The sequence below is a fragment of the Marinarcus sediminis (SeqCode) genome, from assembly GCF_048571275.1.
GTDB classification, from domain to species: domain Bacteria; phylum Campylobacterota; class Campylobacteria; order Campylobacterales; family Arcobacteraceae; genus Marinarcus; species Marinarcus sediminis.
Map to the genome: position 1 here is coordinate 1,546,723 of NZ_CP182357.1, position 18,211 is coordinate 1,564,933.

18 protein-coding genes and 1 pseudogene are annotated in these 18,211 nt (G+C 33.1%); 13 read left to right on the forward strand and 6 right to left on the reverse strand.

The genetic code is table 11. The annotated features are described in order from the left end of the window. Nucleotides 1-112: 112 nt before the first annotated feature. From ACNI3C_RS07770 to ACNI3C_RS07790, 5 genes and pseudogenes are all read left to right on the forward strand, one after another. Nucleotides 113-634 (forward strand): GrpB family protein, encoded by a 522-nt coding sequence (locus tag ACNI3C_RS07770; protein WP_419769250.1) that lies wholly within the window; start codon nt 113-115, stop codon nt 632-634. Between the two features lie 220 nt (nt 635-854). Then, nucleotides 855-1,859 (forward strand): cache domain-containing protein, encoded by a 1,005-nt coding sequence (locus tag ACNI3C_RS07775; protein ID WP_419769251.1) that lies wholly within the window; start codon nt 855-857, stop codon nt 1,857-1,859. A 311-nt stretch (nt 1,860-2,170) separates the two neighbouring features. After that, nucleotides 2,171-3,061, forward strand: a pseudogene (locus tag ACNI3C_RS07780) (methyl-accepting chemotaxis protein); the annotation flags it as partial. A 299-nt stretch (nt 3,062-3,360) separates the two neighbouring features. Further along, nucleotides 3,361-4,617, forward strand: a complete 1,257-nt coding sequence (locus ACNI3C_RS07785; protein WP_419769252.1) for an MFS transporter — start codon at nt 3,361-3,363, stop codon at nt 4,615-4,617. Nucleotides 4,618-4,769: 152 nt separating this feature from the next. Then, nucleotides 4,770-7,355 carry an ABC transporter substrate-binding protein gene (locus ACNI3C_RS07790; protein ID WP_419769253.1) on the forward strand — a complete coding sequence of 862 codons (2,586 nt, stop codon included), beginning with the start codon at nt 4,770-4,772 and terminating at the stop codon, nt 7,353-7,355. On the opposite strand, the gene ACNI3C_RS07795 is transcribed toward ACNI3C_RS07790, so the two are convergent. Further along, on the reverse strand, nt 7,347-7,730 hold the full coding sequence (locus ACNI3C_RS07795) for a DUF779 domain-containing protein (protein ID WP_419769254.1): 384 nt from the start codon (nt 7,728-7,730) through the stop codon (nt 7,347-7,349). The genes ACNI3C_RS07790 and ACNI3C_RS07795 overlap by 9 nt on opposite strands. Nucleotides 7,731-7,788: 58 nt before the next feature. Next, nucleotides 7,789-9,285 (reverse strand): aldehyde dehydrogenase family protein, encoded by a 1,497-nt coding sequence (locus ACNI3C_RS07800; RefSeq protein ID WP_419769255.1) that lies wholly within the window; start codon nt 9,283-9,285, stop codon nt 7,789-7,791. Nucleotides 9,286-9,482: 197 nt separating this feature from the next. On the opposite strand from ACNI3C_RS07800, the gene ACNI3C_RS07805 reads away from it, so the two are divergent. The 4 genes from ACNI3C_RS07805 (at nt 9,483) to ACNI3C_RS07820 (ending at nt 13,112) form a co-directional block, all read left to right on the forward strand. Further along, a complete protein-coding gene (locus ACNI3C_RS07805) occupies nt 9,483-11,393 on the forward strand; it encodes an FIST N-terminal domain-containing protein (protein WP_419769256.1) in 1,911 nt (636 codons plus the stop codon). Next, nucleotides 11,390-12,055 carry a response regulator transcription factor gene (locus tag ACNI3C_RS07810; RefSeq protein ID WP_419769257.1) on the forward strand — a complete coding sequence of 222 codons (666 nt, stop codon included), beginning with the start codon at nt 11,390-11,392 and terminating at the stop codon, nt 12,053-12,055. The genes ACNI3C_RS07805 and ACNI3C_RS07810 overlap by 4 nt, the downstream gene beginning before the upstream one ends. Before the next feature lie 96 nt (nt 12,056-12,151). Next, on the forward strand, nt 12,152-12,394 hold the full coding sequence (locus ACNI3C_RS07815) for a hypothetical protein (RefSeq protein ID WP_419769258.1): 243 nt from the start codon (nt 12,152-12,154) through the stop codon (nt 12,392-12,394). Nucleotides 12,395-12,455: 61 nt separating this feature from the next. Further along, complete coding sequence (locus tag ACNI3C_RS07820; RefSeq protein WP_419769259.1) at nt 12,456-13,112, forward strand: NUDIX hydrolase; 657 nt, start codon at nt 12,456-12,458, stop codon at nt 13,110-13,112. Between the two features lie 5 nt (nt 13,113-13,117). On the opposite strand, the gene ACNI3C_RS07825 is transcribed toward ACNI3C_RS07820, so the two are convergent. Beyond that, entirely contained in the window at nt 13,118-13,462 is a 345-nt protein-coding gene (locus ACNI3C_RS07825) for a DsrE family protein (RefSeq protein ID WP_419769260.1), read from the reverse strand. A 64-nt stretch (nt 13,463-13,526) separates the two neighbouring features. Here ACNI3C_RS07825 and ACNI3C_RS07830 point away from each other — a divergent pair, with 64 nt between their 5' ends. The 4 genes from ACNI3C_RS07830 (at nt 13,527) to ACNI3C_RS07845 (ending at nt 16,734) form a co-directional block, all read left to right on the forward strand. Continuing rightward, entirely contained in the window at nt 13,527-14,141 is a 615-nt protein-coding gene (locus tag ACNI3C_RS07830) for a fumarylacetoacetate hydrolase family protein (protein WP_419769261.1), read from the forward strand. A 67-nt stretch (nt 14,142-14,208) separates the two neighbouring features. Then, a complete protein-coding gene (locus ACNI3C_RS07835) occupies nt 14,209-15,642 on the forward strand; it encodes a sensor domain-containing diguanylate cyclase (RefSeq protein ID WP_419769262.1) in 1,434 nt (477 codons plus the stop codon). A 1-nt stretch (nt 15,643) separates the two neighbouring features. After that, nucleotides 15,644-16,003: a methionine-R-sulfoxide reductase gene (locus ACNI3C_RS07840; protein ID WP_419769263.1), complete on the forward strand. Its 360-nt coding sequence runs from the start codon at nt 15,644-15,646 to the stop codon at nt 16,001-16,003. Next, a complete protein-coding gene (locus ACNI3C_RS07845; protein WP_419769264.1) occupies nt 16,000-16,734 on the forward strand; it encodes an NYN domain-containing protein in 735 nt (244 codons plus the stop codon). Before ACNI3C_RS07840 ends, ACNI3C_RS07845 begins: the two co-directional genes overlap by 4 nt. Here the strand turns inward: ACNI3C_RS07845 and ACNI3C_RS07850 are convergent. The 3 genes from ACNI3C_RS07850 to exbB are packed head-to-tail and all read right to left on the reverse strand — an operon-like array spanning nt 16,731 to nt 18,203. Then, nucleotides 16,731-17,408, reverse strand: a complete 678-nt coding sequence (locus ACNI3C_RS07850) for an energy transducer TonB (RefSeq protein ID WP_419769265.1) — start codon at nt 17,406-17,408, stop codon at nt 16,731-16,733. The genes ACNI3C_RS07845 and ACNI3C_RS07850 overlap by 4 nt on opposite strands. Next, nucleotides 17,405-17,785: a biopolymer transporter ExbD gene (locus ACNI3C_RS07855; protein WP_419769266.1), complete on the reverse strand. Its 381-nt coding sequence runs from the start codon at nt 17,783-17,785 to the stop codon at nt 17,405-17,407. The genes ACNI3C_RS07850 and ACNI3C_RS07855 overlap by 4 nt, the downstream gene beginning before the upstream one ends. Further along, complete coding sequence (gene exbB, locus ACNI3C_RS07860) at nt 17,775-18,203, reverse strand: TonB-system energizer ExbB (protein ID WP_419769267.1); 429 nt, start codon at nt 18,201-18,203, stop codon at nt 17,775-17,777. The genes ACNI3C_RS07855 and exbB overlap by 11 nt, the downstream gene beginning before the upstream one ends. Nucleotides 18,204-18,211: the final 8 nt, after the last annotated feature.

Here is an 18,211-nt window from a genome sequence, read left to right on the forward strand (position 1 = left end):
TTTTGTTATAATATATGTATCACAAACCAAGAAGAAGTAAAATATCAGAATATTGTGTTGTTAAATATATTGATGAAGCACCAATTCAGCTAAAGAAAGAAGATGTTAAAAAATGAAAATCTTAAAATATAAAAAAATCGAAGCGAGTTTTCACCCTTGGTCGGAAATTTATCTTGATGTTGCCCAACGTGTAATTGAGTCTGTTCGCACCGAACAGTTTGATGTCATTCATATAGGTTCTACCTCATTTAAAGTTGGTGGCAAAGGGATAATTGATTTATCTGTTTTATATAAAAATAACGATTTAGACGAAGCAGTGAAACATCTGTTGGCACTTGGATTTCAAGATCAAATCAGTGAAAACCCTTTTCCTCCTGAGCGACCACGAAAAGATGGTACCATTATTTTTAATGGCAAAGAGTATTTTTTGCATCTGCATGTGATTCAAAGTGGAAGTGATGAACATACAAAACAGATTGAGTATAAAAAGTATATGTTAAATAACCTTCTTGCCAGAGAAGCGTATGAGTCTACTAAAAAAAAGATTCTCTCTCATGGTTATACGGATCAAGAGAACTACGGCAAACAAAAATCACCCTATGTCAAATCGGTTTTAAATGCAATCATAAAATAGTTTAGAAACTCAAAAAAAAAATAACCCACAGAAAAGACAATCCAATAAAATAATTATTTATCTGTTTAATCTCATAATAAAATAATAAAATAAAATTTAAGTTATTGGTATGCATAATAATGAATAAAATATTAAGCACAAAAGTTAGTTATTTTATTTCATTTTATATACTTTAGGTATATAATGGTGGAATATAGGATTAAAAAGAGAAGGGACGATTATGAATTTAGGAAAAAGATTATCAATATTGATAATAAGTATTTCATGTATTGCATTAGTAATAAGTTTTATTGTATTAAATCAATACAAGTCAGAAATAAAAAATAATGTGTATGAGAATACAAGAGCTAATTTAATAACTAAATTAGAGGATAAAATAGCTGGAAGATTGGAAGTTGGAATTACCAATGCCATTGCCTTTGCAAATGATAAAAATATTGTTGATGCGTTAAAGACAAATAACAGAAATTTGGCGATTGAAGAGTTAAATGAGATTGCTGATAAGTTTAGCAATGAAGCAAATGTTAAACAACTCAAAATTCACATTCATACAGCAGATATAAAATCTTTCCTAAGAGCTTGGAAACCTAAAAGATTTGGAGATGATTTAAGCGGTTTTAGACATACCATTAATAAAGTAAAAGAGACAAAAAAATCACTCACAACCATTGAGATTGGTAATATAGGAATATTTTTGGTTGCCATTACTCCGGTGCTTGAAGATGGCACATATTTGGGTTCTTTGGAAATTTTACAACGTTTTAATATCATCATTAATCAATTTAAAAAAGACAATGAAAATCTTTTGGTGTTGTTAGATAACAAATTTGAGTCAACAGCAAAATTGATGAAGGACAAAGTAAAATTAAGTAACTACATTTTAAGTCAGTCGAAATATGATAAAGACTTTTTCGATGCTGCTGGAAAAATAGATTTTTCAACCCTTTTAAAAGAGGGCTATTTTTTAGATGATAAATATTTTTATACCTTTAAAACCATTCAAGATTTTGAAGGAAAAAATATTGGGATTTCTCTTATAAGTGAAGATAAAAAAGTTGTTGATAATATTATTGATGATACTTCAAGTATTATCAATACCGCTTTATTGATAATCGTATTATTGATTGTAGTTTTAACAACTACGATATTAACCAGTTTAAAAAAAGTTGTTTTAAATCCTTTAAATGATTTTCAACAAGGTTTGTTGGAATTTTTAAATTTCTGAATAAAGAGACAAAAAGTTCGCCCTTAATCAATATAAATACAAATGATGAAATTGGGATTATGACAAAAGTTGTAAACCAAAATATTGAAAATACTAAAACACTTATGGAGGAAGACGCCCAATTAATCGAAGATGTTAAACGAGTCGTTTCGTTAGTGGGGCAAGGAAAATTAAATCAAAGAATAGAAAAATCAACCAAAGATGAGAATCTCACTGAGCTTAAAGATATTTTCAACAATATGTTGGATGTTACATGTAAAAATGTTTGTGAAGATATCAATAAGATTAATGCTGTTTTTGAAAGTTTTGCAAAATTAGATTTTAGACCAAGAGTAGAAAATGATGAAGGGGCTATCGCTAAAGGTGTCAATAATCTTGCTGATATCATTAGTCAAATATTGATTGAAAATAAATCAAATGGGTTAACCTTAGAAGAGAGTTCACATGTATTGATTAACAATGTCAATACTTTAAATCACAACTCAAATGAAGCTGCCGCTGCTTTAGAAGAGACAGCCGCTGCATTAGAGGAGATTACGGGGAATATCTCAAATAACACCAACAATATTATACAGATGTCAAATCTGGCTTCCCACGTTACAAGCTCTGCTTCTAAAGGAGAAGAGTTGGCCTCAGTTACTACAAAAGCGATGAATGAAATTGATGTAGAAGTCAATGCCATTAATGATGCCATTACCGTTATTGACCAAATTGCATTCCAAACCAATATTTTAAGTCTTAATGCAGCCGTTGAATCAGCAACAGCAGGAGAAGCGGGCAAAGGGTTTGCTGTTGTTGCGGCTGAAGTGAGAAATCTTGCTACTAGAAGTGCCGATGCTGCAAAAGAGATAAAAACGCTTGTTCTAAAAGCAACAGAAAAAGCAAATGATGGGAAAAGAATATCTGAAGATATGATAAATGGGTACGTAACACTCAAAGATGATATCTCTAAAACAATACAATTAATTAAAAATGTAGAGATGGCATCGAAAGAGCAGCTCGCTGGAATTGAACAGATTAATAATGCTGTAAATTCTTTAGATCACCAAACCCAACAAAATGCGATGATAGCTTCACAAACGCATCATATAGCCCAAGAGACTGATAACCTTGCAAAACTCATTGTCAATGACACCAATGCAAAAGAGTTTACAGGAAAAGAGGAAGTGAAAGCAAAACCTTCCAATAATTCACTTCAAGAAACAGTATAACAAATGGGGCATTTGATATGTTTTATTCTCAATTGATAAAAGAGAGCAAATGGCATTTAGGGAGAGTTTTTGCTCTCCCTTCGGTTAATTTACGATATAACTGCATACAGAAAAAACCGCTGTATCAATTTTCCAATAGGGCAAGTGCAGTGAGTTTATATTGTAGAAAAAAAGAACAGAGTTGAAGCGGTCATAAATATTATGAGCTTACTGTTATTTTTAGCGTTTTTTAACTTTGAATTGAATAGTATGAAGAAATTTTAAAACAATTAATCAGAAGGTATTTTCACGTGAATTTAATAAAAAATTCAATTATTTCTATCTCATCACTCTTTTTTGCCATCACTTTTTTGGCCATTGGATATGGCATGATGATTACCTTTATTGGAATCTTTTTAAAAGAGAATGGCTCTTCGAATTTGGTGATTGGGTTAATCAATTCGGCTTTCTTTTTAGGCGCCATGCTCTCTTCTATTTTCAGTCAAAAAATCATTTCAAATGTGGGGCACATACGAAGTTTTTCGGTCTTTGCTGCTCTTATGGTCATCTCATTTTTATTGCACTCTTTGGGCATAAATGAGTTCTTTTGGGCACTGTTACGTCTGCTTTCTGGATTTTGTTTTTATGCCTTGCTCATTGTCATAGAAAGTTGGCTCAATGAAAAGAGTTCCAATGAATTCAGAGGTGAAATATTGGCAATTTATACCATCATATTTTATTTATCTACGGCATTAGGACAACTTCTTTTAAATGTTCCCAGTCACTCAGAATATACTATTTTTGCCATTGGTTCGGTGTTGGTTTTATTCTCCTTAACCGTTATATCAATGACAAAAATAAAAGAGCCACAATTCAAACCATTTGAACGTTACAGTTTTCCAAAACTCTACTCTGTGGTTCCCTTAGCAGTTACAGGAAGTTTTATAGGTGGTTTTTTTGTAGGGGCTTTTTTTACCATGGTCCCTTTGTATATTCTTTATGTGTTTGATTCTAAAGAGATATTGTCCATTTTTATGGCATTGACAATTTTGGGAGGGTTGATTGCACAATGGCCTATTGGTAAACTTTCCGATACTTATGGGCGAAGAAAACTCATTGCTTTTTGTGGATTTTTTACTGCACTCGTGGCGATTTTATTTATTTTAATGCCAGCGTATAAGCCACTGTTTTATATTTTTGGCGTTTTATTGGGAGTGGGTATTTTTGCCATTTATCCTTTGAGTCTGTCACGGGCAAATGATGTTCTTGATGAGAGCAAAGATATTGTTGAAATCAGTCGAGCACTGCTTTTTACCTATGGCTTGGGTTCATTTATTGCTCCTATTGTTATTGGGATAACATTTAAGTATATCAATCAAGAGAGTATTTTCCTTATATTTGCCTTTTTAGGTATTTTTTTAGCACTCTATTCTCTCTCTAAACAACGTATAGCAGATGATGATTTAAGTCTTTTTGTTCATATGCCAGTGGCTTCAGGTGCCATCATTTCTGAGTTTGATCCAAGACAAGACGAAGAGTGGGTAGAAAGACAAAATCATAAAGAGTGAAAACGTGTTATTTTTGAAAAAAAGCAGATTGAGTTCCAAGGAAAATCCCTTGAAAAAGCCTTTTAGTTTAATATTTTTTAATTTATTTGTTTAGTGATGAAAAGATGACAATGTTTGGATATACTAATATACTTTTTTTGCAAGGGAAAAATTTGAGCAAGAGATTTTTAATCTTTTTTTTATTCTGTTTTATAGTAAGCACTACACTTAATGCAAAAGAGCTTAAAAAAGTTACGTTACAACTCTCTTGGTTTGATCAATTTCAATTTGCTGGGTATTATATGGCCAAAGAGAAAGGCTTTTATGAAGAAGCTGGTTTTGATGTTGAAATCAAACCTTTTACATTTGGCACAGACATTCCACTTGAAGTCAGTGAAGGGAAAATCGATTTTGCCGTAGGGCGGGAAACACTTATTTTAGAACGTGCAAAAAAGAGAAAAATTGTGGCACTGTATGCTCTTTTTCAAGCGACTCCTTTAGTGTTATTGGCCACAGAAGATTCCCAGATTAAAAGCGTCAATGATTTTAAAAATAAGCGCATTATGACCACCATTGATGATTCCAGTGAAGTTTCACTTAAAGCCATGATCAGTTCGCATAATATTCAATTAAGTGATTTAAAATTTTTAAAACACACGCACAATATCAATGATTTGGTCAATAAAAACACCGATATTATCTCTGCATACATTTCAAAAACGCCTTACGATTTACAAAAAATGGGAGTGAAATATACTGTTTTTGACCCTAAAAAATTTGGTTTTGATATGTACAGTGATTTTTTGTATACCAATGAAAATTTAATCAATAATGAAATGCACGATGTCAATGCATTTAAAAATGCCTCTTTAAAAGGGTGGCAATATGCTTATTCTCATATTAAATTGAGTGTAGATGTTATCTTGAAAAAATACAACTCCCAACACTTGAGTAAAGAGGCTTTACTCTTTGAAGCCAATGCCTTGAAAAAACTCTCTTATTTTAAAAACGAAAAATTGGGATTGATCAAAGAAGATAAAGTGCAAAGAATTTATGATTTGTACAATGTTATGGGTTTGGTTGAAAATCCAATCAATATTGAGGATTTTTTTCTCCCTTTTCGTTTTTCAGAAGATGTACAATTGACACAAAAAGAGTTGGATTATCTTAAAAACAAAAAAAGCATTAAAATGTGTATAATACCCAATGTCATGCCCTATTCAGGAGTAAAAGGGGAGTTTGCTATTGGTTTTGTTGCAGATTACATCGAACTCATTAAAAGAAAACTCAATATAAAAATTGATTTGGTTAAAACAGAGACCATGACAGAAACGTTGGCATTTCTAAAAGATAAAAAATGCGATATGATTCCTGGTATTCAAATGACTGAAGAGAGAAAAAGTTATCTGAATTTTTCAAACCCCTATTTAAAAGTTCCTTTTGTATTGGTGACAAGAAACAATGAACCTTTTTACAATGATATCAGCAATTTGCATCAAACCATTGCGTTGGTCAAAGGTTATGCCATTTCAGAACTGTTAAAACGCAAATACAAAAATATAAAATTTGTCGATGTTGAAACCATAGATGAGGCTTTGAAACAAATCTCCAAAGGGGAAGTTTTTGGTACTATTAGTCCTTTATCGACGGCATTATATAAAATACAAAATTTAAAAATAACGAACATAAAAATTTCAAGTAAACTCGATGAAACCAACAATATCAGAGTAGGGGTAGTAAAAGATGAAACGTTGCTGTTTGATATTTTAGATAAAACCGTAAACAGCATAGGAAACAGCACGGTGAATAATTTACTGAATAAATGGCTCTATGTTCAGTATGACAAAGAGGTTGATTATGGCTTTTTGTGGAAAGTTTTAGCGCTGTTTATTTTGATCAGTGGCGCGATTTTATATCGACAAAAACTACTAAAAACCATGAATAAAGAGTTGCAAAAATCTGTTGAAGAAAAAACACAAGAGTTAATCCAAATCAACAATCAACTTGAAGAGCGAATCAAAACAGAAGTTGAAAAAAACTTAAAAAAAGACCGATTGCTTTCAAGACAATCTAAAATGGCAGCCATGGGAGAGATGATAGAAAATATTGCACACCAATGGAGACAACCTTTGTCGATTATTACCACGGGAGCGAGTGGATTACGACTTAAAAAAGAGTTTGGTCATTTGGACGATGACTTTTTTAATGAAACCATTAATACCATCATCAGCACATCTAAGCATCTCTCATCAACGGTCAATGATTTTATGTATTTTTTTAAGCCCCAAGAGAATAAATCAGAGTTTTTTGTCAAAGATTGTGTTAAAAAATGTCTTGAACTTTTAAAACCAAAATTAAAAGATGTTCACATAATTGAGGATTTTCAAGATATAAAAATCGTGGGATTCCAAAATGAGTTGGTTCAAGTTTTTATGAATATCATCACCAATGCCATTGATGCCTTAGAATCCTCTAATGATGAGAAAATGATATTTATAAAAATTTATTCTATCAATAACTCTTCTGTGATTAAGATAAAAGATAATGCGGGGGGAATACCTGAAGATATTATCAATAAAGTTTCTGAACCATATTTTACCACCAAACACAAATCACAAGGGACAGGAATAGGGCTTTATATGTGTGAAGAGATTGTTAAACAGCACATGAATGGGCAGCTCAAAATTAAAAACGTGACCTATACATACAATGGGAAAGAGTATAAAGGAGCACAATTCAGTGTTGTGCTTTTAGATTGAGTTTTCTAACGTTTCTAGGGCTTTATACTCTTCATCACTGAAGAGTCTTGAACGTGTAATAAACTGATAGCCTATGTCAATTTCCAGTGAAAAAGAGTTTCCAAATGCTGCTTTCTCTTCTTTGACATCAACAATGATTTGAGAGTGTCTGAAATACTCAAATTGGTCTTTGTCAATGAAAAATTCACATCCACAAATTTCACCCATTTTAACATTTCTGCTTGGGACATAAAAATCGCTTTTTTCATAACACATGGGTGCTGTTCCATCACAACAACCACCGCTTTGATTAAAAACCAATTCGCCATGTTCCGCTTTTAATTTTTCAACAACCAATGCTGCTGCATCGGTGATAATTACTCTTCGTGTGTCCATGATTTATCCTTAATATAAGTACAATATAGGGGTTTCCCCTATACTGTATGGCAAACTGTTAAAAGAATCCTAAAGCAGATTTGCTGTAAGAGGTTAAAATATTTTTTGTATGTCGGTAAGAGTTTAACATCATCATGTGAGTCTCTCTTCCAATACCTGATTTTTTATATCCACCAAATGAAGCATGTGATGGGTATAAGTGGTAGCAGTTGACCCAAACTCTTCCTGCTTCAATTCCTCTTGAAAATTTATGGAGTTGATGAGCATCTCTTGACCAGACACCTGAACCCAATCCATAAATAGTATCATTGGCAATGGCTAAAGCTTCATCTTCATCTTTAAACGTAGTTACGGCAAGAACTGGCCCAAAAATCTCTTCTTGGAAAATTCTCATTTTGTTATGACCTTTGAAGATGGTTGGTTGGATATAGTTCCCTTTTGGATAGGTTTTATTTTCATATGCTGCTCCACCAATAAGACATTCAGCCCCTTCTTCTTTACCAATTTTGATGTAATCTAAAATTTTCTCTTGTTGGTTTGTTGAACATTGTGCTCCCATTTTATTTGCAGGATCCAATGGATTTTCTTGAGTAATGGCTTTAACTCTTTCTAATACTCTTTTCATAAATGGTTCATAAATTGACTCTTGAATCAATGCTCTTGAAGGACAAGTACACACTTCTCCTGAGTTGAATGCAAACAGAACCAAACCTTCAATGGCTTTATCAAGGAACTCGTCATCGGCATCCATAATTGATTCTAAGAAGATATTGGGTGATTTTCCACCCAACTCTAGTGTTGATGGGATAATGTTTTCAGTGGCATATTGCATGATCAATTGACCCGTAGTTGTCTCTCCTGTAAATCCCACTTTTTTAACCGTTGGGTGAGTAGAGAGATATTTACCGATTTTTCCACCTGCACCATTGATGATGTTAATTACCCCTTTAGGTAAAACAGATTGAATGGTTTCCATTAAAATTAAAATTGACATTGGTGTTGCGGAAGCGGGTTTCATAACCACGCAGTTTCCAGCAGCTAATGCAGGAGCTAATTTCCAAGCAGCCATAAGCAGTGGAAAGTTCCAAGGAATAATTTGAGCAACAACCCCATAAGGTTCATAAATCTCTTGCGAAATGGTATTTTCATCTAAATCCGATACCGTTCCAGATTCTGCACGAATGACTGAAGCAAAATATCTGAAATGATCAACAACCAAAGGAATATCTGCTGCAAGTGTTTCACGAATGGTTTTACCATTGTCTAATGTTTCTGCAATAGCAATGTTCTCTAAATTGGCTTCAATCGCATCGGCGATTTTATTTAACAAGGTACTTCTTTCCACAACTGAAGTGTGTTTAAATGATTGAAATGCAGTATCTGCTGCCATTACTGCTGCTTCAACATCTTTTTCATTTGATCTTGGAATTCGTGTAAGAATTTCTCCATCAACGGGAGATACATTTTCAAAATATTCACCACTTTGTGGTGCAACCCATTCTCCCCCAATAAAATTTTCATATTGTGCTTTGTAAGTTGGTTTTGTATATGCCATTTTTTTTCCTTTTGTTTTGTGAATTTTGCACCAATGTACAGACAATGTATCCGTAGATTTTTGCGATAATGAAATTCTACATTAGAATTATAGCGCCAATAGAGCACCAATAAAGCATGAAAATAGCATTGCAGAATTCTTCTATTTTGTGGTCAATTATTGAGTATTTTTTGACAATAATTTGATATGATAAGGGCATGAAAACTTATAATTATAAATATGAAAACAGAGATTTAGCCGCTTTAATTCCTTTTGAAAAGTTTTTTAACCAAGCCAATATATTAGTACAAATTTTTTGTGGTGAAAAAAAAGAGAATTTAGCCAAGATTACAAAAGAGTTAAAACACTATTTGCCTTTAGCTGTTGTCATTGGAACAACAACCGATGGAGAGATAGATAACAATAAAATATATACACATACAACCATTATTTCGATTTCCGTGTTTAATCAAACTGAAGTTACAAGTGCCCATGTGTTGAGTAAAAATGATTATGAAAATGGTGTGAACTTAGCTACTAAACTCATCAAAGAGAATACGAAATTGCTCATACTCTTTACCGATGGTACAAGCAGCAATGGAGAGGAGTTTTTAAAAGGGATTGAATCGGTCAATAATGAAGTTGTCATTTGTGGAGGAATGGCAGGAGACAATGGAGAGTTTATACAAACATACATTTGTGATAATGAACAAATCATTTCTCAAGGAGCAGTGGGTGTGGCTTTAAATTCAGATATTTTAGAAGTCTACAATGATTATCGCTTTAATTGGTCACCCATTGGGGTGGAACATACGATTGATGAAATACATGAAAATCGTGTGTATAAAATTTCTGGTATGACGGCTGTAGACTTTTATCAAAAATATTTGGGGGAAGAGGTGGCAAAGAAGTTGCCTTCAACTGGCATAGAGTTTCCTTTTATTGTTGAAAGAAATGGCTTAATGATTGCTCGAGCGGTTATTGCTAGGCACAGTGATGGCAGTTTAAGTTTTGCTGGTAATTTAAAAGTGGGAGATAAGGTCAGACTGGGGTTTGGAAATGCGGAGATGATCATGAAAAAATCAATCGAAACGTTTAATGAAATCTCAGCACAAAATGCACAAACATTTTTTATCTACTCATGTATGGCACGAAGACGTTATATGCCCAATTTAATCAATATAGAAATTGATCCTTTTGTAAAAGTAGCTCCTACAGTAGGCTTTTTTACCTATGCTGAGTTTTATCACAATAAAGGGCACAATGAACTTTTGAATCAAACCTTTACGGTGGTTGGTTTATGTGAAGCCAATATTAAAGAGAGAATAAAACCCACTCAAAAGGTGATTAAAAAAAGTCATGAAGAGAATGAGTATGCTGTTACGATTGGAGCTTTGACACATTTAATCGCCCAATCAACACTGGATTATGATAAACAACGAGTGCGTTTACAAACCGAAAAGTATTACTCCAATAATTTACTTAAATCACAAGATTTGTTTATTAAACATGCTGTTCATGAAACCAATACCCCTTTAAGTGTGATTATGAACAACATTGAATTGTTTGAAATGGAGTATGGTAAAAATCCCTATTTGTCAAATATTGAAGCGGCGATGAAAAATGTTTTTAGTATCTATGACGATTTGTCTTATTTGATTAAAAACGAACAAATTATCTATGTCAAACACAACATTGATTTGGTGGATTACCTCAGAAGTCGAATAGAGTTTTTTGACATTGTGGCCAAAAAAGGAAGATTGTCTTTTCATTTACAAAGTTCTTTGGAGCATTTTAATCTCTACTTTAATGAAACGAAACTGCAACGTATTATTGACAATAATATCACTAACGCTATAAAATATACCAAAGAGAATGAAATCATTTTTATCATTTTGAAAAAAGAGAAAAATGGGTGCAGTGTTACGTTTAAGAGTAAATCTTCTCAAATAGAAAATCCCAGTAAAATATTTGAAGAGTTTTACAGAGAGCACTCCAATCAAAAAGGTTTTGGATTGGGCTTAAATCTTGTCAAAGAGATTTGTGACAGTGAACATATTAAAATTGAATTGAAATCCAATGAAGATGAAACGGCATTTATTTACTATTTTAAAGGAGAAAACGAATGAAAATATTGTTGCTTGAAGACGATACCATGTTAGGGGAAGCTATCACAAAGTATATTCAATCAACAGGACATATCGTAAAACTTGTAAAAGATGGAAATGTTGCTTTGGAGTTTATCCTTACAGAAAAATTTGATTTGTTGATTTTAGATATTAATGTACCAGGAGTGGATGGTTTAACACTTTTAGAAACCATTCATAATAAAAAAATACGCATTCCCACAATTTTTATTTCTGCTTTGATTGATATTGAAGATATTTCTCGTGCATTTGATTTGGGCTGTTTTGACTATTTGAAAAAACCATTTCATCTTAAAGAGTTGTCTTTGCGGATTGATAAAATACTTCAAATACGTCAAGTGCCTCAAGCGCATAAACGGCTCTCAAAATCTTACAGTTTTGACAGCGATACGTTGACTTTATTGTTTAACAACGAACCGCACATTTTGCACAAACGACAGTTGCAAATCATAGAACTTTTATCACAAAACAGAAGCAGAGTGGTCAATTATGACATGTTCAGAGAGTATGTCTGGAATGATGATGAGATTGATAATGCGACCATTCGTGCTGAGGTGAATCGAGTAAAAAAGAGCCTCAAAGAGGATTTTATTATCAATGTGCGTTCCATTGGTTACATGATTGAACGCCCAGTTTCTTTGTAATGTTTACTCTATTGACACATTGAGCGGTTGCTCTTTTAGGTTTGAAAAACTTTATGATAAAGAGTCATGCTATTTATTTTTTCTTAACTTCTGATTATGAGTTGGAGAGATTCTGTGTGGCCTGTAGCCAATTGGTTGATTATTGACCATTTAAAAGAGTATAATACGCTCTTAGCTAAACAGAGTGTGGAACGTATTGAGAGGTTAAATGAAAAAAAACCTATCGCAATGCCATGCAACGTATATATTTTAATTTGGTCTTTAATCGTTTTACAACACCGTCTAAAAATCAATATAAACATGGTTGGCTTTGGGGCTTTGCTTTTGGAAGTGAAATGATGACTTGGACAGTGGGCATTTATTTGGATTTATATGCATATATTAATAAATAAGATAGAGTATGAGAAAACAAGAGTTTAAAAAATTAATTAAGAATTTACCCAAAAAACCTGGGGTTATGGGAAGGGAGACGCTCTTTAACAGTGCAGTACTTATCCCTTTTGTTAAAATTGAAGGGGAGTATTTTATTCTTTTTCAAAAAAGAGCCAAACATATTAGGCAAGGGGGAGATATCTGTTTTCCTGGGGGTGGATTTGAAGTAGGCGTGGATAAAAGTTTTAAACAAACCGCACTTCGTGAGACCAAAGAAGAGTTGGGAATCAAGAAAAAAAACATTAAAATTATTGGACGTTTGGATACTATGGTTGCAAGCTTTGGGGCGATTATTGAGCCTTTTATTGGACTTTTGAATGAAAGCGCTTTTCAAAACATGAAAATAGATGAAAATGAAGTAGAAAAAGTGGTGTTAGTGCCTTTGGAATATTTTAAAACTCACGAACCCCAAGAGTACAATTTGCGAAGTGAAGTTAAACCCTATCATATTGATGAGTTTGGCAACAAAGAAGTCTATTTGCCTGTTGATGAATTGGGTTTACCCGAAGCATACCAAAAACCTTGGGGGCATAAAAAACACAAAGTGTATGTCTATAAATATGACGGTGAAGTCATTTGGGGTATGACAGCGGTTATTTTAAAGGACCTGTTAAAAAGGTTTTAACCTTTTTAAATGGTCAAGACACTGTAGGAGTCATCTTTTAAGGCTTTGGTTAAGAGTTCCCCGGTGTGATTGAGTTCTATGCCTAAGCTGGCGAGCTCTTTAATCGTATCATAATCTTCAACGCAAACAATACACGCACTGAATGTTACGCCTGTTTGTTGCATCTCTTTAATTTTTCCCCGAACCTCTTCATTAAATGCAGCAAGTTTAATCGAAGGACCCCAAAACATTAAATGGCAACTTTTCCAATACTCCCGTGGCAAAACCACACTGCCATAAAGAAGAGGAAATTTAAGTGCAACCTCTTCATTTTCACTGCTTAATACAATCAATAAGTTTTCTTTTTTCATGGGCATCCTTTTGTTTTATTTTATCAAAATATGTTAAAATAACTTCTAATACTAAGGAGTTTTTTTGAATAATATTTTATGTCAAAATCGAGTTATATATCCGTCAAAAGTTGTCTGTATTGGACGAAATTATGTGGAACACATTAAAGAGTTAAATAACACCATCCCAGATGAAATGGTTTTTTTTATTAAGCCAAATTCTGCCATTGCACAGCAGCTTATTTTTGCTTTCAATGAGCAAGCGTGTCACTATGAAGCTGAAATTTCATTTATGATAGAAGAGGGGAAAATCAGCGCGGTTGGTTTTGGACTTGATTTGACGTTAAGAGCCGTGCAAAGCCGACTGAAAAAAGAGGGTTTACCTTGGGAAAGAGCCAAAGCATTTGATGGTTCAGCTCTATTTTCAACGTTTATTCCTTTTAATTATCAAGAGGATAATGTAGAAATTGAGTTGTATATCAATAACGAGCTCAAACAAAAAGGCAGTGTTGAGTTGATGATTCATAAACCGTTACAGATCATAAAAGAAGCGCAAACATTTTTGAGTTTTGAAGATGGAGATATTTTAATGACGGGTACCCCAAGTGGAGTGGGGCAAATCAATCAAGGCGATGTTTTTTTAGGTAAAATCTTGTTAAATGGGGAAGTTTTGGTTCAAAATGAGTTCCATGTATATTAATCTTTATGGTTTTAATGTTAATATACGGCACTCTTAAACGTTTAAAAATCTAATAATTTGGACACTCATGAATTTAAAATATAAAGTTGTTTTTATCATCAGTTTTTTACTTATCTCTTTGTCTGTTGGTTCATCCGTTATGAATTATAAGAAATCCTTAGATGAAACGCAATTGCAGCTTAAAGAGAGTTCTATGCCCTTGTCTATTGATAATATCTATACTGAAGTTCAAAAAAACCTCATTGAACCTACGTTGGTCTCTTCTATGATGGCCAATGATACTTTTTTGAAAGATTGGTTGATGAATGATGAACAAGATGTGTTTAAAATTTCAAAATATTTAGAGATGGTAAAAAACAAATACAATATGTTCAGCACCTTTTTGGTTTCAGATAAAAGCAATAATTACTACACTTCAAAAGGAATGCTTGAAAAAGTAAAAGAAAAAAATGCCAACAATGCTTGGTATTTTAAATTTAAAGATATTCAAGACAACTATGAAATCAATTTAGATTTCAATAAATATATGGGTGACTCTTTGATTATGTTCATCAATTACAAAATTTTAGATGACAAGTATCACTATTTAGGTGCCACAGGCGTTGGATTGAAAATTTCGTACATCAATGAAATGCTCAAACATTTTCGAGTGAAATACAATTTTAATGTCTATTTTGTGGATAAGGAAGGGAAAGTTGTTCTTTCAGAAACGAGTGTCAATACATTAAAATCCATTAATGACAAAGAAGAACTTAAAGCTTTAAGCAGTCAGATTTTAGAGCAAAGTTCTAAGGTACTGGAGTATTCATCTGAGAATAAACACTACATTTTAAATACCAAATATATCAAAGAGTTACACCTCTATTTAATTGTTGAAGCACAAATTGAAAATTTCACCAAAGAGGTTGAAAAAACATTTATCTGGAACTTAATTACCTCTTTGATTATTACAGTGATTATTATTTTTATTATTTTAATCACCATTAAAGATTATAATAAGAAGCTAGAGCGATTCGCCTCTTATGATAATTTAACCAATTTACATAACAGAAGAACATTTAATCAATATTTCAGTAAAGCCTTAAAGCTTTATAAACGTGATAATATTAAACGTTCAATCATATTTTTCGACATAGACAATTTTAAAGAAATCAATGATAGTTATGGTCATCTTGTTGGAGACATAGTTCTTAAACGTATTGCAGACATATTAAAAAAAGAAGTTCGAAACAGCGACAGTGTTTCAAGATGGGGTGGAGAAGAGTTTTTAATTTTATTAGATGATTCCGATATTGAAGCGTCGTTTAGAGTGGCTGAAAAAATACGAGTCGCTTTTGAAACCGATGCCGATTTGCAAGACTTTGTAAAAGGTGGTGTGACTGCCAGTTTTGGTGTGACCACATTTAGCGATGAAGATACCATGGAAGATATAATTTCAAGAGTTGATGTGGCTTTATATGAAGCAAAAAACAGTGGCAAAAACAGAGTTATAAAGGGCTAAAATGCACTACAATGAATTAACCGATGAAGAGCGATATGTCATTGAACAAAAAGGAACCGAACGTCCTTTTAGTGGGAAATACAATGACTTTAAAGAAGAAGGAACGTTTCATTGTAAAAAGTGTGGTGCTGCCTTATATGAATCAAGCAGTAAGTTTAATTCTGGCTGTGGCTGGCCCAGCTTTGATGATGATTTAGGAACAGTACAAAGAGTTCCAGACCAAGATGGACGGCGTACTGAAATCGTTTGTGCCTCTTGTGGTGGTCACTTAGGACATGTTTTTGAAGGGGAGAGATTAACTTCAAAAAATACGCGCCATTGTGTCAATTCGTTATCCATTAATTTTAAGGCAAAAAAATGAAAACCCCACAAACCAACGTTGCAATGCTTATTGACTGTGATAATGTCAGTGCAAAATATATAGAGAGTATCATCAACGATTTGTCAAAATATGGCACAATCAATATCAGAAATGCTTATGGAAACTGGAAAGACAAACGTCTGCAAGGGTGGGAAGATGTTTTGCACAAATACAACATTAAACCCATTCAACAATTTGCCTACACTAAGGGTAAAAATGCCAGTGATATTGCCATGGTAATTGATATTATGGATCTGTTGTACACTAAAGATTTAGGTGCTTTAGCTTTGGTAACCAGTGACAGTGATTTTACCCCTGTGGTCTCACGAATTTTATCCAATGGTTTAACGGTGTATGGGTATGGCGAAGAGAAAACACCTGAGTCATTTGTTAATGCATGTTCACAGTTTATTTATGTTGAAAAACTTTTTGATTATACCAAAGAGGATGTGGCCAGTGTGACTGCAAATAATAAATTAACCAAAGTACAATTGCGAAAAGATACCAAACTGGTTGCTCTTTTAAGAAAAGCAGCGGAACAAACTTCTGACGACAGTGGTTGGTCAAACATTGCCACTGTGGGTTTATATATCAACCAAAACTCCTCTTTTTCGCCGATTAATTATGGGTATAAAAAATTGGGTGAGTTAATCAAAGCAACGGACTTGTTTGATATTATGACACCCACTGATAATAAAACAAAAATGTTAATCAGAGACAATCGACACTAATTTAAATAGTAATTAAAAGGGATGGTCAAAGTGACCTCTTGTTTGGGTGATTCAAACTCTTTTGAAGCAATTCTTAAAATTTCGATACTGTTTTCATTTAAGAGTGTAAATTTTGATGCTTCAAGAATATGAATGTTTTTGAGTTTTCCATTGTTTGTAATGGTGCATTCAATTAACACTTTTCCTTCCATATTATGTTTTTTTGCTTTGTAGGGATATTTTTTATGTTTTTTAATTGCAGCAATGATACTGGCTAAATTGTTTTTGAGATATTGCTGTTGATAACTCTCCCCACTTTTAACTCTTTTTATTTGCTCCTCTTTTTTTTCTTGAAGCACACTTTTTTTCAGCTCTTCTTTTTTAGGAGGCTCTTTTTTTTGAATCTCTTTTTCGATTTTTTTAGGAGTGATTTTTTTGGGTTGGGGTTTTGGCTTGGGTTGGGCTTTTATGGGTTTAATCTCTTTTTTCTTTTCTTGTTTTTTTTGCTCTTTAGTGGTTACTTGCTCTTTGGGTCGATTCTCTTGTTTGATTTGAGTCATTTCATGAATCATGTTCATACTTAAAATGATCATCTCTTTTTTCTTAGGCTCGGGTTTTTGTAGTTCAAGGAAAGTACCAAAAAGTGAGGCATGAATGATAAAAGAGATAATAAATGCTTTTAAGGTATGATTCATCGTTCTATCTCGGTAATAATAGAAATTTTTTCCAGTTTTAACTCTTTGAAAATATCCACAATTTGCACAAACGTTTTAAACGGCGTATTCTCATCTGCTTTAAGTGAAAGGGGTGTTTGTTTGTCCAATGATGAGAGAATCTCTTTGAGTTGAACTATCTCTGTCGCTTTTTTGTCAAATAAAATTGTGCCATGAGCATCAATAGAGATTTCACGCATTTTGACTGTGTTTGGTACAGTTGTGGATGCCAGTGGCAGTTTTAATTCAATTCGACCTTGGGCAATGAAGGTTGAAAAAGTTAAGACTATGGCTAAAAGCACCAGCATAATATCAATAAATGGAATAACATTCATAGAATCAAATTTTTTAATTCGCATAGATATCTTCCCATTTTGTCATGAGTACTTCAACTTTTCGTGCCAAACCATTGTAAACCATTGTTGCAAAAATAGCCACTAAAATTCCCACTGCCGTTGCTTTTAATGCCAAAGCCAATCCCATCATGACCACATTGGTCTCAAAGTTGGAACTTGCCGACATTTTATAAAAGGTAATCATAATTCCACACACTGTACCAAAAAGTCCAACATATGGGGCATTGGATGCAATCGTTGATATGATGGTCAAATTATTGGTCAAAGAGTTTTCCAGTGCACCTTTTTTAGGAAAATCATTCAATGATATGTTTGAAAGGTAAAAATAACGCTCCAGTGCAAACCAAAGCGTTAAAAAACTCATCAAAGCCAAAACTCCCAAAATACTGTATTCTATATACATTTTTAGTGTATCAATCATCTGTTTCC

Excerpts from the sequence above, each read along its gene's own strand:
- ACNI3C_RS07770 (WP_419769250.1), top strand. The coding sequence starts at position 113 with ATGAAAATCTTAAAATATAAAAAAATCGAAGCGAGTTTTCACCCTTGG.
- ACNI3C_RS07775 (WP_419769251.1), top strand. The coding sequence starts at position 855 with ATGAATTTAGGAAAAAGATTATCAATATTGATAATAAGTATTTCATGT.
- ACNI3C_RS07795 (WP_419769254.1), bottom strand. The coding sequence starts at position 7,730 with ATGGACACACGAAGAGTAATTATCACCGATGCAGCAGCATTGGTTGTT.
- ACNI3C_RS07800 (WP_419769255.1), bottom strand. The coding sequence starts at position 9,285 with ATGGCATATACAAAACCAACTTACAAAGCACAATATGAAAATTTTATT.
- ACNI3C_RS07805 (WP_419769256.1), top strand. The coding sequence starts at position 9,483 with ATGAAAACTTATAATTATAAATATGAAAACAGAGATTTAGCCGCTTTA.
- ACNI3C_RS07810 (WP_419769257.1), top strand. The coding sequence starts at position 11,390 with ATGAAAATATTGTTGCTTGAAGACGATACCATGTTAGGGGAAGCTATC.
- ACNI3C_RS07815 (WP_419769258.1), top strand. The coding sequence starts at position 12,152 with ATGAGTTGGAGAGATTCTGTGTGGCCTGTAGCCAATTGGTTGATTATT.
- ACNI3C_RS07820 (WP_419769259.1), top strand. The coding sequence starts at position 12,456 with ATGAGAAAACAAGAGTTTAAAAAATTAATTAAGAATTTACCCAAAAAA.
- ACNI3C_RS07825 (WP_419769260.1), bottom strand. The coding sequence starts at position 13,462 with ATGAAAAAAGAAAACTTATTGATTGTATTAAGCAGTGAAAATGAAGAG.
- ACNI3C_RS07835 (WP_419769262.1), top strand. The coding sequence starts at position 14,209 with ATGAATTTAAAATATAAAGTTGTTTTTATCATCAGTTTTTTACTTATC.
- ACNI3C_RS07840 (WP_419769263.1), top strand. The coding sequence starts at position 15,644 with ATGCACTACAATGAATTAACCGATGAAGAGCGATATGTCATTGAACAA.
- ACNI3C_RS07845 (WP_419769264.1), top strand. The coding sequence starts at position 16,000 with ATGAAAACCCCACAAACCAACGTTGCAATGCTTATTGACTGTGATAAT.
- ACNI3C_RS07850 (WP_419769265.1), bottom strand. The coding sequence starts at position 17,408 with ATGAATCATACCTTAAAAGCATTTATTATCTCTTTTATCATTCATGCC.
- ACNI3C_RS07855 (WP_419769266.1), bottom strand. The coding sequence starts at position 17,785 with ATGCGAATTAAAAAATTTGATTCTATGAATGTTATTCCATTTATTGAT.
- exbB (WP_419769267.1), bottom strand. The coding sequence starts at position 18,203 with ATGATTGATACACTAAAAATGTATATAGAATACAGTATTTTGGGAGTT.